The following is a 15,800-nucleotide window of genomic DNA, read 5'->3' on the forward strand; positions in this document are numbered from 1 at the left end:
ATCCGCCCGCCTCGGCGGTATTCACCCGCACCCACCCGCATCCGCCGCGAGTCCGCGCTCGCCACCAGACCGACATAGGAGACTTACCGTGACAACGGCTGTGACCATTCCCAGGCACGGGGGTACTGGAGGGGCTACGGCCGTCGCCGCACGGGCGCGGCAGGTCGTGAAGGCGTACGGGGCCGGGGAGACCCGCGTCGTCGCCCTCGACCACGTCGACGTGGACATCGCCCGCGGCCGGTTCACCGCGATCATGGGCCCCTCCGGGTCCGGCAAGTCCACCCTGATGCACTGCCTGGCCGGACTGGACACCGTGACGAGCGGTCACATACATCTGGCCGACACCGAGATCACCGGTCTGAAGGACAAGAAGCTCACGCGGCTGCGCCGGGACCGGATCGGCTTCATCTTCCAGGCGTTCAACCTGCTGCCCACCCTGAGCGCGATCGAGAACATCACCCTCCCCATGGACATAGCCGGCCGCAAGCCGGACCGGCAGTGGCTGGAGCGGGTGGTGGAGACCGTCGGCCTGGCCGGCCGCCTCAAGCACCGGCCGAACCAGCTCTCCGGCGGCCAGCAGCAGCGCGTGGCCGTGGCCCGGGCGCTGGCCGCCCGGCCCGAGATCATCTTCGGCGACGAGCCGACCGGCAACCTCGACTCGCGGGCCGGCGCCGAGGTCCTCGGCTTCCTGCGCAGGTCCGTGGACGAGCTGGGGCAGACCATCGTGATGGTCACCCACGACCCGGTCGCCGCCTCCTACGCCGACCGCGTCCTCTACCTCGCCGACGGCCGCATCGTCGACGAGATGCACCGGCCGACCGCCGAGGCCGTCCTGGACCGGATGAAGGACTTCGACGCGCGGGGGCGTACGTCATGACCGTGCTGAGAACCTCGCTGCGCAACTTCTTCGCGCACAAGGGGCGCATGGCGCTCTCGGCGGTGGCGGTGCTGCTCTCGGTGGCCTTCGTCTGCGGCACCCTGGTGTTCACCGACACGATGAACACCACGTTCGACAAGCTGTTCAACGCCACCGCCTCCGATGTGACGGTCAGCGCGAAGGGCGCCTCCGACACCGGCGAGACGACCTCCCGCACCGGCAAGCCGCCGGTCCTGCCGGCCTCCGTGGTCGACGCGGTGCGCGGGACGAAGGGCGTCGCCGAGGCCGAGGGAACGGTGTTCTCCACCTCCGTCACCGTCGTCGACCACGACCTGGACAAGCTCTCGCCCAGCAGCGGCGCGCCGACCATCGTCGGCAACTGGAACGGCAACGACGCCCGCACCATGAAGATCGTCTCCGGTACCGCGCCCAAGGGTCCGGACCAGGTCATGGTGGACGCGGACACCGTCGACAAGCACCACCTGAAGCTCGGCGACGAGATCGGCGTCATCACCGCCGTCGGCACGCACCACGCCCGCGTCTCGGGCGTCGCCGCCTTCACCGTCACCAACCCCGGCGCCGCGGTCTTCTACCTGGACACCCGCACCGCCCAGCAGATCCTGGTCGGCCGGACCGGCGTCTACACCGGCGTCAACGTCACCGCCGCCCCGGGCGTCGGCGACGACCGGCTGAAGCAGAACGTGACGGCCGCGCTCGGCGCCGGCTACCAGGTGCAGACCGCCAAGGAGGTCGCCGACGCCAACCGCAAGGAACTGGGCGGCTTCCTGGACGTGATGAAGTACGCCATGCTCGGCTTCGCCGGGATCGCCTTCCTCGTCGGCATCTTCCTGATCGTCAACACCTTCTCCATGCTGGTCGCCCAGCGCACCCGCGAGATCGGCCTGATGCGGGCCATCGGCTCCTCCCGCAAGCAGGTCAACCGCTCCGTCCTCGTCGAGGCGCTGCTCCTCGGCGTCGTCGGGTCCGCCCTCGGGGTCGGCGCCGGGGTCGGGATCGCGGTCGGCCTGATGAAGCTCATGGGCGCCATGGGCATGCACCTGTCCACCGCCGATCTGACGGTCGCCTGGACCACCCCGGCCCTCGGTCTGCTCCTCGGCGTGGTGGTCACCGTCCTGGCGGCCTACCTGCCCGCCCGGCGCGCCGGGAAGATCTCGCCGATGGCCGCGCTGCGCGAGGCGGGCGCCCCGGCCGACGCCCGGGCCGGCGCCGTACGGGCCCTGATCGGTCTGGTGCTGAGCGGCGCCGGCGGCTGGAGCCTGCGCCTGGCCGCCACCGCCGACCAGGCCAAGGACGGCTCGGCGTGGCTCGGACTCGGCGTGGTGCTGACCCTGGTCGGCCTGATCGCCGTCGGACCCCTGCTCGCCGCCGGTCTGGTGCGCGTCCTCGGCGCGCTCCTGCTGCGGGTCTTCGGTCCGGTCGGCCGGATGGCCGAGCGCAACGCGCTGCGCAACCCGCGCCGCACCGGCGCCACCGGCGCGGCGCTGATGATCGGCCTCGCCCTGGTGGCCTGCCTGTCGGTGGTGGGCTCCTCGATGGTGGCCTCGGCCACCGACGAGCTGGACAGGTCGGTCGGCGCCGACTTCATCGTGCAGGCCGGCGACGGCGCCAAGCCCCTGACCCCGGCCATGGTGAAGGCGATCCGGGACACGCCCGGCCTCACGAACGTCTCCCGCCTCAAGGAGGTGCCCGCCGAGCTGACCCTGCCCGACGGCGGCGTCCACAAGCAGAGCCTGTACGCCACCGACCCGGCCTACCCGAAGGACGTACGGCGCACGACCCTCTCGGGCCGCCAGTCCGACGTCTACGGGCGCGACGCGATGTCGGTCGGGTCGGACTTCGCCGGCAAGTACGGCGTCAAGGTCGGCGACACGCTCAAGGTCGCCTTCGAGGACGGGCGCGCGGCGCGGCTGCGGGTGGTCGCGGTGACCTCGGACGACACCGCGATCGACAAGGGGAAGATGTACACGGCCATCACCACCGCCGGCCGGTACATCCCGGCGGACCGGATGCCGCTGGACCTCGGGGTGCTCGCCGGCAACGGCGGCGACGAACAGCAGGTCTACGCCGCGCTCAGGAAGGCGGTGGCGGCGGACCCGTCGGTGTCGGTCATGGACCGCGCCGACTACAAGAAGGACCTGCGCGAACAGATCGGACAGCTGCTCAACATGGTCTACGGCCTGCTCGCCCTGGCGATCGTGGTCGCGGTCCTGGGCGTGGTCAACACCCTGGCGCTGTCGGTGGTGGAGCGCACCCGGGAGATCGGCCTGATGCGGGCCCTGGGCCTCTCCCGGCGCCAGCTGCGCCGCATGATCAGGCTGGAGTCGGTGGTCATCGCCCTGTTCGGCGCGCTGCTGGGGCTCGGCCTGGGCATGGGCTGGGGCGCGACCGCGCAGAAGCTGCTCGCCCTGGAGGGCATGAAGGTGCTGGACGTCCCCTGGCCGACGATCACCGGCGTCTTCGTCGGATCGGCCTTCGTGGGTCTGCTCGCGGCCCTGGTGCCGGCGTTCCGGGCGGCCCGGATGAACGTCCTGAACGCGATCGCGACGGACTAGGCCACCCGGGGGAAACGGTGGACGGCGGGGCGCGGAGACTCGGTCTCCGCGCCCCGCCGTCCGTGTGTGCGGCCCGCTCGGCGCGTTCGGCGCGCCCGGGGCGTTCGGCGTTCCCCCTGGGAGGAAGGCCGGGGGCGGTGGCCGGTCAGCCGGCGGCGCTGACCGCGCCGTAGTACGTCCTGGCGGTCTTGCGGCAGGCCGCCTTCAGCCGCGCGCGCTGCGACGCCGGGTACGGGTCGGCCCAGGGCCGGTAGTCGCAGGCGCTGTACAGGTCCCGCAGGAGGGCCTTGTCGACGCGCTTCTTGTGGTCCTTCTTGAAGTAGTAGTTGCCCACCAGCGACTTGTAGTTGCGGTAGCCGAAGTCGTGACGCCAGCAGGCCATCTTGAAGTTGTAGCCGCCGGGCAGCGTGTCCGGTGAGCTGGTGCAGTAATCGGTCTTCCAGCTGAACTTGTACTTGTCGATCGCCTGCTTGTGGGCGAGGTGCTGGTTCATCGCGTCCAGCCACCGGCCGGTGGAGGCGTTCGAATCCTCGGTGAGGCTCTTCATTTTGGAGAGCTTCTGCGCTTTGGTCGGAGCGGCGGCCGCGACGGCGGCGGAATGTCCGCTCGACGCCGTGGAATCCGCGAGGGCGGGCGCCGCGCCGGCGCCGAGGAGAACGCCCGAGAGGGCGATTCCGGACAGTGTGCTGCGCAACTTGGTCAAGGCTGCTTTCCTTTTCCCCGTGGAGATGGCGGCGCAACGATGGCATGTCCGCCCCTCGGGGGCAATTGACTTGTCCGGCGGATGTCGTTCCGGAAATACGGAATTTCCCGCTCCATGCCGTCCGGCCTCGCCGTATGCATCGGTCGGGCGGCTTTATACCAGTCTCGCTATATGCCGTGGGCGAAATGTTCCGGGCCGCTTCGGGCGAGGGCGGTGGAAAGCTCAGATGTTGCTCAACCGGGCGGCCGCCGGCGTCGCTTTCCGGTTAGCCTCCGGAGGTCCGTCCCCGTGTGGGGATTTCGTCGCTGTCGAGCGATGCGGGAGTCAGGATGCGTCATCAACGGGGGATGACCGGTAAGCGCGCCGGGTGCGGGACGATTCCCGGCGAAAAGCTGGAGGAGGCGCTCGGGCGGGCCGTGCGCGAAGGGCGCCGGAAAACCGGAATGACGCAGACCCGGCTCGCCGAACTGTCCGGTCTCACCCAGGCGGCGATTTCCCGGCTGGAGCACGGCAGATGCATGCCGACCCTGCCCCTGCTGGAACGGATAGCCCAGGCTCTCGGCTCGGCCCTGCTCGTCGCGGTCGAGCCGGGCCGCGGGGTGACCGTCACCTTCGCCGCGGCCGCGGAGAAGTCCACCGCGGCGACCGGCACCGCCACCGTGGCCACCGGCACCCCCACCGTGGCCACCGCGGCCACCGGCACCCCCACCGCGGCGACCGGCACCGCCACCGCAGCCACCCGCACCGCCGCCCCCGCCTCCGCGGCCCGCGCCCCCGCCCCCGCCGCCGCCCCTGCGGGCGACCCCGCCCCGCCGTCCTCCCGCCGCCGCCCGGCCGCCCGGCCGGGACGGTCCGGGGTGTGGGCGGGTGCGGCGACTTCGCCGTCGGCGTCGTAGGCTGGCAGCCCCGGCCCGTGAGACGTGTCGGGCTGTTTGCGTTGGCCCTCCCCGGGATGGAAGCCCCCATGAGCCTGCACGGTCTGCTCGACGCCGTCGTCAAGGACACCGCCCTCGCGGAAGCGATCGCCGCCGCGGCCGACGGCAACCGCACGCACGTCGACGTGGTGGGGCCGCCCGCCGCCCGGCCCTTCGCGGTCGCCGCCCTCGCCCGCGAGTCCGGCCGGCCCGTGCTCGCCGTCACGGCGACCGGCCGGGAGGCCGAGGACCTGGCCGCCGCGCTGCGCTCGCTGCTGCCGCCGGAGGGCGTCGCGGAGTACCCCTCCTGGGAGACGCTGCCGCACGAACGGCTCAGTCCGCGCAGCGACACCGTGGGCCGCCGCCTCGCCGTGCTGCGCCGCCTCGCGCACCCGAGCGCCGACGACCCCGAGACCGGCCCGGTCTCCGTCGTCGTCGCCCCCGTCCGCTCCGTGCTCCAGCCCCAGGTCAAGGGCCTCGGCGACCTGGAGCCGGTGGCGCTGCGCACCGGGCACAGCGCCGATCTGAACCAGGTGGTGGAAGCCCTCGCGGCCGCCGCGTACGCGCGCGTGGAGCTGGTGGAGAAGCGCGGCGAGTTCGCCGTGCGCGGCGGCATCCTCGACGTGTTCCCGCCCACCGAGGAACACCCGCTGCGCGTCGAGTTCTGGGGCGACGACGTCGAGGAGATCCGCTACTTCAAGGTCGCCGACCAGCGCTCCCTCGAAGTCGCCGAACACGGCCTGTGGGCGCCGCCCTGCCGCGAGCTGCTGCTCACCGACGAGGTCCGCGCCCGGGCCCGCGCGCTGGCCGAACAGCACCCGGAACTGGGCGAACTGCTCGGGAAGATCGCCGAGGGCATCGCCGTGGAGGGCATGGAGTCCCTCGCCCCCGTCCTCGTCGACGACATGGAGCTGCTGCTCGACGTGCTGCCCGAGGGCGCCCTGGCCGTCGTGTGCGACCCCGAGCGGGTGCGCACCCGCGCCGCCGACCTGGTGGCCACCTCGCAGGAGTTCCTCCAGGCGTCCTGGGCCGCGACCGCCGGCGGCGGCGAGGCGCCCATCGATGTCGGCGCCGCCTCCCTGTGGTCCATCGCCGACGTCCGCGACCGGGCGCGCGAGCTGGGCATGATGTGGTGGTCCGTCTCCCCGTTCGCCGCCGAGGAGAGCGCGGACGACGGCGACACCCTCAAGCTGGGCATGCACGCGCCCGACACCTACCGGGGCGACACCGCCAAGGCGCTCGCCGACACCAAGGGCTGGCTCGCCGACGGCTGGCGCACCGTCTTCGTCACCGAGGGCCACGGCCCGGCCGCCCGTACGGTCGAGGTGCTCGGCGCCGAGGGCATCGCGGCCCGCCTCGCCGTCACCGACGGCCGCACCGGCGACCTCGGCGAGCTGTCCCCGTCGGTGGTGCACGTGGCGTGCGGCTGCGTCGACACCGGCTTCGTCGACCCGGTGCTCAAACTGGCCGTGCTCACCGAGACCGACCTGTCCGGCCAGCGCACCGCGAGCCGCGACGGCGCCCGGATGCCGGCCCGCCGCCGCAAGACCATCGACCCGCTCACCCTGGAGTCGGGCGACTACATCGTCCACGAACAGCACGGCGTGGGCCGCTACATCGAGATGGCGCAGCGCACCGTGCAGGGCGCCACCCGCGAGTACCTGGTCGTGGAGTACGCCCCCGCCAAGCGCGGCCAGCCCGGCGACCGCCTCTACATCCCCACCGACCAGCTGGAGCAGATCACCAAGTACGTCGGCGGCGAGGCGCCCACCCTGCACCGGCTCGGCGGCGCCGACTGGACCAAGACCAAGGCGCGCGCCAAGAAGGCGGTCAAGGAGATCGCCGCCGACCTGATCAAGCTGTACTCCGCCCGGATGGCCGCCCCCGGCCATGTTTTCGGCCCCGACACGCCCTGGCAGCGCGAGCTGGAGGACGCCTTCCCGTACGCGGAGACGCCCGACCAGCTCACCACCATCGCCGAGGTCAAGGAGGACATGGAGAAGTCGGTTCCGATGGACCGGCTGATCTGCGGCGACGTCGGCTACGGCAAGACCGAGATCGCGGTGCGCGCCGCCTTCAAGGCCGTCCAGGACGGCAAGCAGGTCGCCGTCCTCGTCCCCACCACCCTGCTGGTGCAGCAGCACTTCGGCACCTTCTCCGAGCGCTACGCCCAGTTCCCGGTGAACGTGCGGGCGCTGTCCCGCTTCCAGACCGACACCGAGGCCAAGGCCGTCCTGGAGGGCCTGCGCGAGGGCTCGGTGGACGTCGTCATCGGCACCCACCGCCTGTTCTCCTCGCAGACCAAGTTCAAGGACCTGGGCCTGGTCATCGTGGACGAGGAGCAGCGCTTCGGCGTCGAGCACAAGGAGCAGCTGAAGAAGCTGCGCGCCAACGTCGACGTGCTCACCATGTCCGCCACCCCGATCCCGCGCACCCTGGAGATGGCGGTCACCGGCATCCGCGAGATGTCCACGATCACCACCCCGCCCGAGGAGCGCCACCCGGTGCTCACCTTCGTCGGGCCGTACGAGGAGAAGCAGATCGGCGCGGCGGTCCGGCGCGAACTGCTGCGCGAGGGCCAGGTGTTCTACATCCACAACCGGGTGGAGTCCATCGACCGGGCCGCCGCCCGGCTGCGCGAGATCGTCCCCGAGGCGCGGATCGCCACCGCCCACGGCCAGATGTCCGAGCAGGCCCTGGAACAGGTGGTGGTGGACTTCTGGGAGAAGAAGTTCGACGTCCTGGTCTCCACCACGATCGTCGAGTCCGGCATCGACATCTCCAACGCCAACACCCTGATCGTGGAGCGCGGCGACAACTTCGGCCTCTCCCAGCTGCACCAGCTGCGCGGCCGGGTGGGCCGCGGCCGTGAGCGCGGCTACGCCTACTTCCTGTACCCGCCGGAGAAGCCGCTCACCGAGACCGCCCACGAGCGCCTGGCCACCATCGCCCAGCACACCGAGATGGGCGCGGGCATGTACGTGGCGATGAAGGACCTGGAGATCCGCGGCGCCGGCAACCTGCTGGGCGGCGAGCAGTCCGGGCACATCGCGGGCGTCGGCTTCGACCTGTACGTCCGCATGGTCGGCGAGGCGGTCGCCGACTACCGGCGCCAGCTGGAGTCGGGCGGCGTCGAGGAGGAGCCGCCGCTGGAGGTGAAGATCGAGCTGCCCGTCGACGCGCACGTCCCGCACGACTACGCGCCCGGCGAGCGGCTGCGCCTCCAGGCCTACCGGTCGATCGCGGCGGCCGACTCCGAGGAGGACGTCAAGGCCGTACGCGAGGAACTGACCGACCGCTACGGCAAGTTGCCCGAGCCGGTGGAGAACCTGCTGCTGGTGGCCGGGCTGCGGATGCTGGCCCGCGCCTGCGGGGTCGGCGAGATCGTCCTCCAGGGCAACAACATCCGCTTCGCGCCGGTGGAGTTGCGCGAGTCGCAGGAACTGCGCCTCAAGCGGCTCTACCCCGGCACGGTCATCAAGCCGGCCGCCCGCCAGGTCCTCGTCCCCCGGCCGAAGACGGCGAGGGTCGGCGGCAAGCCGCTGGTCGGCCGCGAACTGCTGGGCTGGGTGGGGGAGTTCCTGGCGTCGGTGCTGGGCTCGTAGCGCGGGAGGGGTGCGGGCGGCGGGTCGTGGCGCGCCGGAGGGGGCGGGCGGCCGTTCGCCCGTACCCCCGGGCGGCGTACACCGGGCCGCCCAAGCCCGCGGGGCGCCGTCCGCGGGGTCGTCCGCGGCCCGGTGGTGTCGTACCCGACACCGGCGATACGCCCCATCCGATCCTTATGCCTCTTTGCGCCCCAAGTGGGCCGTACTTGCGTCTGGTTACGGTGGGCACAGGTAAGACAGGCCCGCGTACCAGGGGCGGGGCGGCAGAGGCGAGGGAGGGTTCATGGGCGCGGAGGTGTGCCATGGTCGCGAGGGGCACGACAGGCGCGGCGGGGCGCGGCGTCCCCTCGCCCGCACCGGGCTCGCGGTGTGCGCCGCGGTGGTCCTGGTCGCCGGGTGCAAGGGCGGGATCGACGACACCGACGGCGCCAAGGGCGGCGGGGTGCGCGGCGGCGGGGGCTCGGCGTCGGCGCCGGTCTCGGACGGACACGCCGTCAGCCCGCTGAAGAACCCGGACGGCACCAAGCCGGGCCTGGCGGCCCTGACGAGCGACGCCGACCGGGCCGCGGCCCGCAAGCTCATCGCGACCGTGGCGACGAAGGGCCGCGGCCCCAAGACGGGGTACGACCGCGACGAGTTCGGCTACGCCTGGATGGACAACGTCGACGGCGTCCCGTACGCGCACAACGGCTGCGACACCCGCAACGACCTGCTCAAGCGCGACGGCCGCAAGGTCGCCTACCGCAAGGGCTCCAACTGCGTGATCGTCTCGATGACCCTGGCCGACCCGTACACGGGCCGCACGATCCAGTGGACCAAGACGCACGCGACGACCGTCCAGATCGACCACGTGATGCCGCTGTCCTACGACTGGCAGATGGGCGCCGCGCACTGGTCCAAGGGCAAGCGCGAGCAGATCGCCAACGACCCGCTCAACCTGATCCCGGTGGACGGCCCCGCCAACGGCGCGAAGAGCGACTCCGGCCCGGCGACCTGGCTGCCGCCGAGCAAGGACATCCGGTGCGCCTACAGCGTGCGGTTCGCCCAGGTCTCGCTGAAGTACAAGCTGCCGGTGACGACGGCGGACAAGAGCATGATGCTGAAGCAGTGCGGCGGCTGACCCACCAGCCCGCCGCCGCGGACAAGAGGCCCTAGCGGCCGTACGGGTAGCCGTACGGCCCCTGGGGCGGCGCTCCGTAGGCGGCCGCCGGAGCCGCCGGAGCCGCCGGGCGGGCCGTGCGGCGGTCGAACACGGCGAACAGCAGCATCAGCGCGGCGGCCAGCATCTCGACGATGAAGACCAGGCCGAGGATCGTGTCGTCGGGGCCGCCCTCCTCCGGCATGAGCGCGATCCAGGTCACCATCACGGAGTCGAACAGCGCGAACGCGGCGAACGCGCCCCAGTCCGAGCCCCGGCCGCGGCGGATCGCCACGTACAGGAACGGCACCCACACCAGCATGCCGATCGAGCCCCATGCCAGGACCGACCAGGCGATCCGCTGGAACCAGCCGGCCTCCAGCCGCTTGTCCATCTCTACCCCCCAAGGCAGTGCAGGGGGCAAGGTTAAGCCACCGGGCGGTGCGCGCGGAGGCCGGTCACAGGGCGCCGCGCACGGAGCCGACGAGCCGCTCGGCGAGCGCGCGCGCCGTGGCCGCGCCGTTGTCGTGGCCGGCCGTCGACAGCACGCTGACGACGTGGTGGCCGACCCGCGCCGCGACCAGGGTGGTGCCGTTCTCCCAGGAGTCGTCGGTCAGCGTGACCGTGTAGGCGCCGTCGCCGAGGCCGGGGGTGGCGCGGCCGGTGACCGTCACCTTCGAGTGGGTGTCGGCGTCCTGGAAGCCGGAGCAGGCCGCGACCACCTCGGCCAGGCCGGCCAGCACCCAAGCCGCGCCGTCGCCCCGGTAGGCGTCGATCTCCTGCGCGACGTCCTGGGTGGCGCCCCGGTCGGCGTAGTCGTTCTGCGCGAAGGACGCCCCGGCGATCCCGGTGATCTCGATCCAGCCGGTGCCGTCGAGCCGGGCGCAGTCGTGCCCGGCCGCCGTGGCCGGCGCCGCGGGCGCGAACGTGTCGCCGGAGTCCCTGGCCGCGTCCGGGTCGACGGCGAAGCCGGCCGGGAAGGCCGACGCCGGGGCGAGCGCCCGCTTCAGCCGGGCGCCGGTGAGCAGCCCGGCGTCCGGGTCCTTCGGCGCGCTCCCGGCGGCAGCCGCCGGGCCCGCCCCGGAGCCGGAGGAACCGGAGGGACCTGAGGGACCTGAGGAATCCGAGGTGCCGGAGGAGCCGCAGGCCGCGAGGACCAGCGGGAGCGCGGCCACGGCCAGGAGACGGGCGGCGCGGGACGGGAGGTGCATGGGAGTCCTTCGAACGAGCCGGGATGGCCAGCGGACGATACGACGCCCACGGGAACGCACAGCTCACGCACAGGTCAGCGGATGATCAAGGTTCGGTCAAGATCGGCGTGCCGATGTTTCGGCGTGGCCGCGGCCGGTTGACAGGCCGACTGATTTTGCTGTTGCTTGAGGGAATCATGTGGTGAGCCCGGGACTCCGTTTCCCGTCGTCGGGGGCGGCGTCGGTTACGGTGCGATCCGCTCCGCGCGCCGGGGAGTGCGCCGCAGCGGCCACGCGCGCCAGGGCAGGGGGATCCACGACGTCTTCGTGCGGACGCGCGCCGGGCGACCACCGGCGCGCACCGCTCCAGCACGTGCGCCCGTACGCGTCTCGCCGCGTGCGCGCGCACGCACAGAACAACAAGGGGTGGGGATGGCCGAGCACCGGCATTCCAAGAAGCGCAGATACATCACGTGGGGGGTGGCCGCGGCCGCCGTCCTCGCGGGCGCCGGGATAGCGGCGCAGACCTCGATGGCCGCGACGACCTGGCCGGCGCAGAAGACGTACACCGGCCGCGCCTTCGACACCTGCACCGCGCCCTCGCTGAGCGCCATGAAGGCGTGGCGCGCCGACAAGTACTACGGCGCGGCGGCCGTCTACGTCGGCGGCAAGAACCGCGGCTGCGCCCAGCCCAACCTCACCGCCTCCTGGGTGAAGTCCGTCAGCGCGCAGGGCTGGAAGCTCGTCCCGATCTACGTCGGCGCCCAGCCGCCGTGCCAGACCGGCTCCAGCCCGGAGAAGATCAGCGCCGCCACCGCCACCTCCCTGGGCACCGCCGACGCCAACGACGCGGTGGCCAAGGCGGCCGCGCTCGGCATGAGGACGGGCAGCGCGCTCTACCTCGACATGGAGCCGTACGACACGACGAACAAGTCGTGCAACGACGCCGTGCTGGCCTACGTCCGCTCCTTCGACAAGCAGCTGCGCGCCAAGACCTACCGCGCCGGCTACTACGGCTTCACCAGCTCCAGCGCCAAGGCGATCGCCACCGCGAGCAACAAGACCGACCTGCCCGGCAACCTCTGGTACGCCCTGTGGGACGGCAAGGAGACCGTCACCTCCGACTGGCCCTGGGGCGCCACCCAGTTCACCGACCACAGCCGCGCCCACCAGTACAAGGTGAACAGCAAGGAGACCCGCGGCGGCTACACCCTCACCGTCGACCGCGACTGGTGGGACGCGCCGGTCGCGATCACCGGCTGACGGCCGCCACCCGGAGGAGAAGCGGCGGGGAAGCGGGCGGCGGTGCCCGAAGTCGCGGTGAATCGTTGGTCCAATGGCTTGGCCGGAGCCCGGCCGCTGCCTACCATCGATCACCGCAAGACTTTGTGCACCGCCGCACAAACTCTCCTCGGGAGGTTTCCTTGCACCGCCGCCGTCGCACCGCGCTCGTCCTGTCCGCCGCGATCGCCGCGGCGGCCCCGCTCCTGACCGCCTGCGGCAACGGCGCCCATCCGGGCGCGGCGGCCGTGGTCGGCGGACAGCGGATCACCGTCGCGCAGTTGCAGAGCCGGGTGGACGAGGTGCGCCGGGCGCAGCGCGCCGCGGTGCCCGACCGGGCGCAGTACGAGCAGGCCGTCGCCCGCACCGGCACGCTCTCCCGGGACACCCTGCACCAGATGGTCCTTGACCGGGTGCTGGACCGCGCCGCCCGGGACGCGGACGTCACCGTGAACCGTCACGAGGTCCAGCAGCTACGGGCCGGCCTGGAGCAGCGGGCGGGCGGCGCCAAGGCCCTGGAGACGGCCTGGCTCCAGCAGTACGGGGTGGCCCCGGAGCGCCTCGACGACAACCTGCGCCTCCAGGTCGAGGCGCAGAAGCTGGCGGCGAAGCTGCACACCGACACCTCCCAGCCCGCCTTCTGGCAGGCCCTGTCCACCGCCTCCGGCGCCCTGCACGTCGACCTCAACCCGCGCTACGGCGCCTGGGACGTCCAGAAGGGCGGCATCGAGGCGAAGTCGCCGTGGCTGCGCGACGTGACGTCGGCGGGCGCGTGAGGCGGGAGGGGTCCCGCACGCACCGGGAGGCGTCGGCGCGGTGGGTTACGTTCGGTGGGTGAACACCACCGACCACACCACCGACCACGGCGCCGAAGCCGCCCCCGGCCGCATCGTCCTGCTCACCACCAGCCACCGGGTCGCCCCCGGGCTGCTGTCCTGGCCCGCCTGGCAGGCGCTGCACGCGGCCGACCTGGTGCTGTGCGCGGACGGCGCGCATCCGCAGCTGCCGTACCTGCGTGAGGCGGGCGTCGCGGTGGCCGAGGCGGCGCCGAGTGCCGAGGAACTGCTCGATGCCTGCGCCGGCGGCCGCACGGTCGTGGTGGTGGCCACCGGCGAGGGCGAACCGGCCCTCACCGACGGCCTCGCCCGCCTCGCCGGCTCCGGCAGGGTGAGCATGCCGGAGCTGGAGCTGCTGCCCGCCTCCTACGACCTGCCCGGCGCCCGCCTGCTCGACCTGGTGCAGGTCATGGACCGCATCCGCGCCGAGTGCCCCTGGTCGTCCCGGCAGACCCACGAGGGCCTGGCCAAGTACGCCATCGAGGAGGCGTACGAGCTGGTCGAGTCGATCGAGGCCGGCGACCGCGGGGAACTGCGCGAGGAGCTGGGGGACGTCCTGCTCCAGGTGGTCTTCCACGCCCGGATCGCCGAGGACGACGACGAGGAGCCGTTCTCCGTCGACGACGTGGCCGGCGGCATCGTCGCCAAGCTGATCCACCGCCATCCGCACGTCTTCGGCGACGCGAGCGCCACGACCCCGGAGGAGGTCAGGGAGCAGTGGCTGCGCATGAAGGCGGTGGAGAAGCAGCGCGCCTCGGTGACCGACGGCGTCCCGCTCGGCCAGCCCGCCCTGGCCCTCGCCGCCAAACTGGCCTTCCGAGCCCGCACGGCCGGCCTGACCGTCCCCCTCCCCGACCGCCAGGACATCGGCTACACCCTCCTCGCCCTGGCCACCGAGGCCGAATCCCAGGGCACCGACCCGGAAGCGGCCCTGAGAGCAGCGGCGAGAACCTACCGAGACGCCATCAAAAAGGCAGAACAGACCCCCTGAGGCCCGTAGGGCCGATAGGGGCGCGGGGCTGTTCCGACATGCGGCTCCGCCGCGCGTGCGCGCCCTGAGGCCCGTAGGGCCGATAGGGGCGCGGGGAACTGCGCGCCCAGCCCCCACCGACCCGCACCGACCAACACACCCATGGGGGGCCAGGGGGCGAAGCCCCCAGGTTCGGGACGGGAAGGGGCGGCGGGGGCGACCTCCCGACCCCCCGGACTAGGGTCACCCCATGCAAGACCAGCCACCCACCCCCGCCCCAGACCTCTTCACCTGGGACTTCGCCACCAACCCCTACCCCGCCTACGCCTGGCTGAGAGACCACGCCCCCACCCACCGCACCCGCCTCCCCAGCGGAGTGGAGGCCTGGCTGGTCACCCGCTACGCCGACGCCAAGCAGGCCCTCGCCGACCCCCGCCTGTCCAAGAACCCCGCGCATCACGACGAACCCGCGCACGCCAAGGGCAAGACCGGCATCCCGGGCGAACGCAAGGCCGCCCTGATGACGCACCTGCTCAACATCGACCCCCCGGACCACACCCGCCTGCGCCGCCTGGTCAGCAAGGCGTTCACCCCCCGCCGCGTGGCCGAGTTCGCCCCCCGCGTCCAGGAACTCGCCGACGACCTCATCGACCGCTTCGCCGAGCGGGGCAGCGCCGACCTCATCCACGAGTTCGCCTTCCCGCTCCCCATCTACGCCATCTGCGACCTGCTCGGCGTCCCCCGCGAGGACCAGGACGACTTCCGCGACTGGGCCGGCATGATGCTGCATCTCCCCGGGGGCGAGCCCCCGGACCCCCAGCGTCACGGCAAGGGCCCCCGCGGCGGAGTCGCCCGCTCGGTCAAGAAGATGCGCGGCTACCTCGCCGACCTCATCCACCGCAAGCGCCTCGCGCTCCCCGCCGACCCCGCCCCCGGCGAGGACCTCATCTCCGGTCTCATCCGCGCCTCCGACCACGGTGAGCACCTCACCGAGAACGAGGCCGCGGCCATGGCCTTCATCCTGCTGTTCGCCGGCTTCGAGACCACCGTCAACCTCATCGGCAACGGCACCTACGCTCTGCTCACCCACCCCGAGCAGCGCGCCCGGCTGCAACGTTCCCTCGCCGCGGGCGAGCACGCCCTGCTGGCGACCGGCGTGGAGGAGCTGCTGCGCTACGACGGCCCGGTGGAGATGGCCACCTGGCGCTTCGCCACCCGCCCGCTCACCCTCGGCGGCCAGGACATCGCGGCCGGCGATCCGGTGCTCGTGGTGCTGGCCGCCGCCGACCGCGACCCGGAGCGGTTCGCCGACCCGGACACCCTGGACCTCGCCCGCCGGGACAACCAGCACCTGGGCTACGGCCACGGCATCCACTACTGCCTGGGCGCCCCGCTCGCCCGCCTGGAGGGACAGACCGCGCTGGCCACCCTCCTCACCCGGCTCCCCGACCTCCGACTGGACGCGGACCCGGAGGAGTTGCGCTGGCGCGGCGGCCTCATCATGCGCGGTCTGCGCACCCTGCCGGTACGGTTCACCGCCACCTCCGCGACTCCTTGACGAACGCAAAGCCGACGCGAGGCCGACGCAAGACCGGCGCGAGGCCGACGCGCGGCCGACCCGAAGCTGACACACGTTCAACTATGTGATCACCACGTGATCTACGCGGCATTAACTTGTGACAAGTGATCGGGAGCGGCTACCTTCACGCATCA

General features: G+C 72.5%; 12 protein-coding genes. 9 read left to right on the top strand and 3 right to left on the bottom strand.

The features are described from left to right. Positions 1-88 precede the first annotated feature (88 nt). Together ABEB07_RS35975 and ABEB07_RS35980 are read left to right on the top strand one after the other, a co-directional pair. Complete coding sequence (locus ABEB07_RS35975; protein ID WP_164585642.1) at positions 89-877, top strand: ABC transporter ATP-binding protein; 789 nt, start codon at positions 89-91, stop codon at positions 875-877. Continuing rightward, positions 874-3,450 carry an ABC transporter permease gene (locus ABEB07_RS35980; RefSeq protein WP_345672263.1) on the top strand — a complete coding sequence of 859 codons (2,577 nt, stop codon included), beginning with the start codon at positions 874-876 and terminating at the stop codon, positions 3,448-3,450. Before ABEB07_RS35975 ends, ABEB07_RS35980 begins: the two co-directional genes overlap by 4 nt. A gap of 145 nt (positions 3,451-3,595) precedes the next feature. Here ABEB07_RS35980 and ABEB07_RS35985 read toward each other — a convergent pair whose 3' ends face one another. Beyond that, positions 3,596-4,153: a phospholipase A2 gene (locus tag ABEB07_RS35985; RefSeq protein WP_345672265.1), complete on the bottom strand. Its 558-nt coding sequence runs from the start codon at positions 4,151-4,153 to the stop codon at positions 3,596-3,598. Positions 4,154-4,500: 347 nt separating this feature from the next. Here ABEB07_RS35985 and ABEB07_RS35990 point away from each other — a divergent pair, with 347 nt between their 5' ends. The 3 genes from ABEB07_RS35990 to ABEB07_RS36000 all read left to right on the top strand — a co-directional run bounded on the left by ABEB07_RS35990 (position 4,501) and on the right by ABEB07_RS36000 (position 9,792). After that, positions 4,501-5,049 carry a helix-turn-helix domain-containing protein gene (locus ABEB07_RS35990; RefSeq protein WP_345672266.1) on the top strand — a complete coding sequence of 183 codons (549 nt, stop codon included), beginning with the start codon at positions 4,501-4,503 and terminating at the stop codon, positions 5,047-5,049. 68 nt (positions 5,050-5,117) lie between these two features. Next, the gene (gene mfd / locus ABEB07_RS35995) at positions 5,118-8,672 is read left to right on the top strand and encodes a transcription-repair coupling factor (protein ID WP_345672267.1); all 3,555 of its coding nucleotides are present in this window, start codon (positions 5,118-5,120) and stop codon (positions 8,670-8,672) included. A gap of 283 nt (positions 8,673-8,955) precedes the next feature. Continuing rightward, the gene (locus ABEB07_RS36000; protein ID WP_345672268.1) at positions 8,956-9,792 is read left to right on the top strand and encodes an HNH endonuclease family protein; all 837 of its coding nucleotides are present in this window, start codon (positions 8,956-8,958) and stop codon (positions 9,790-9,792) included. A gap of 31 nt (positions 9,793-9,823) precedes the next feature. Here ABEB07_RS36000 and ABEB07_RS36005 read toward each other — a convergent pair whose 3' ends face one another. Continuing rightward, entirely contained in the window at positions 9,824-10,204 is a 381-nt protein-coding gene (locus tag ABEB07_RS36005) for a hypothetical protein (protein ID WP_176149299.1), read from the bottom strand. Between the two features lie 64 nt (positions 10,205-10,268). Next, positions 10,269-11,021 (bottom strand): hypothetical protein, encoded by a 753-nt coding sequence (locus tag ABEB07_RS36010; RefSeq protein ID WP_345672269.1) that lies wholly within the window; start codon positions 11,019-11,021, stop codon positions 10,269-10,271. A gap of 411 nt (positions 11,022-11,432) precedes the next feature. On the opposite strand from ABEB07_RS36010, the gene ABEB07_RS36015 reads away from it, so the two are divergent. From ABEB07_RS36015 to ABEB07_RS36030, 4 genes are all read left to right on the top strand, one after another. Then, positions 11,433-12,263 carry a glycoside hydrolase domain-containing protein gene (locus ABEB07_RS36015; protein WP_345672271.1) on the top strand — a complete coding sequence of 277 codons (831 nt, stop codon included), beginning with the start codon at positions 11,433-11,435 and terminating at the stop codon, positions 12,261-12,263. Between the two features lie 161 nt (positions 12,264-12,424). Continuing rightward, positions 12,425-13,057, top strand: a complete 633-nt coding sequence (locus tag ABEB07_RS36020; protein ID WP_176149296.1) for a SurA N-terminal domain-containing protein — start codon at positions 12,425-12,427, stop codon at positions 13,055-13,057. 40 nt (positions 13,058-13,097) lie between these two features. Further along, positions 13,098-14,108, top strand: coding sequence for a nucleoside triphosphate pyrophosphohydrolase (locus ABEB07_RS36025; RefSeq protein WP_425589140.1), 1,011 nt, complete (start codon positions 13,098-13,100; stop codon positions 14,106-14,108). Between the two features lie 229 nt (positions 14,109-14,337). Then, complete coding sequence (locus ABEB07_RS36030) at positions 14,338-15,645, top strand: cytochrome P450 family protein (protein WP_345672275.1); 1,308 nt, start codon at positions 14,338-14,340, stop codon at positions 15,643-15,645. Positions 15,646-15,800: the final 155 nt, after the last annotated feature.

Source organism: Streptomyces similanensis, assembly GCF_039543625.1.
Taxonomy (GTDB): domain Bacteria; phylum Actinomycetota; class Actinomycetes; order Streptomycetales; family Streptomycetaceae; genus Streptomyces; species Streptomyces similanensis.

Bases quoted from the DNA above. Each gene is read 5' to 3' on its own strand.
- ABEB07_RS36000 (WP_345672268.1), top strand. From the start codon at position 8,956: ATGGGCGCGGAGGTGTGCCATGGTCGCGAGGGGCACGACAGGCGCGGC.
- ABEB07_RS35990 (WP_345672266.1), top strand. From the start codon at position 4,501: ATGACCGGTAAGCGCGCCGGGTGCGGGACGATTCCCGGCGAAAAGCTG.
- ABEB07_RS36005 (WP_176149299.1), bottom strand. From the start codon at position 10,204: ATGGACAAGCGGCTGGAGGCCGGCTGGTTCCAGCGGATCGCCTGGTCG.
- ABEB07_RS35980 (WP_345672263.1), top strand. From the start codon at position 874: ATGACCGTGCTGAGAACCTCGCTGCGCAACTTCTTCGCGCACAAGGGG.
- ABEB07_RS36010 (WP_345672269.1), bottom strand. From the start codon at position 11,021: ATGCACCTCCCGTCCCGCGCCGCCCGTCTCCTGGCCGTGGCCGCGCTC.
- ABEB07_RS36015 (WP_345672271.1), top strand. From the start codon at position 11,433: ATGGCCGAGCACCGGCATTCCAAGAAGCGCAGATACATCACGTGGGGG.
- ABEB07_RS36030 (WP_345672275.1), top strand. From the start codon at position 14,338: ATGCAAGACCAGCCACCCACCCCCGCCCCAGACCTCTTCACCTGGGAC.
- mfd (WP_345672267.1), top strand. From the start codon at position 5,118: ATGAGCCTGCACGGTCTGCTCGACGCCGTCGTCAAGGACACCGCCCTC.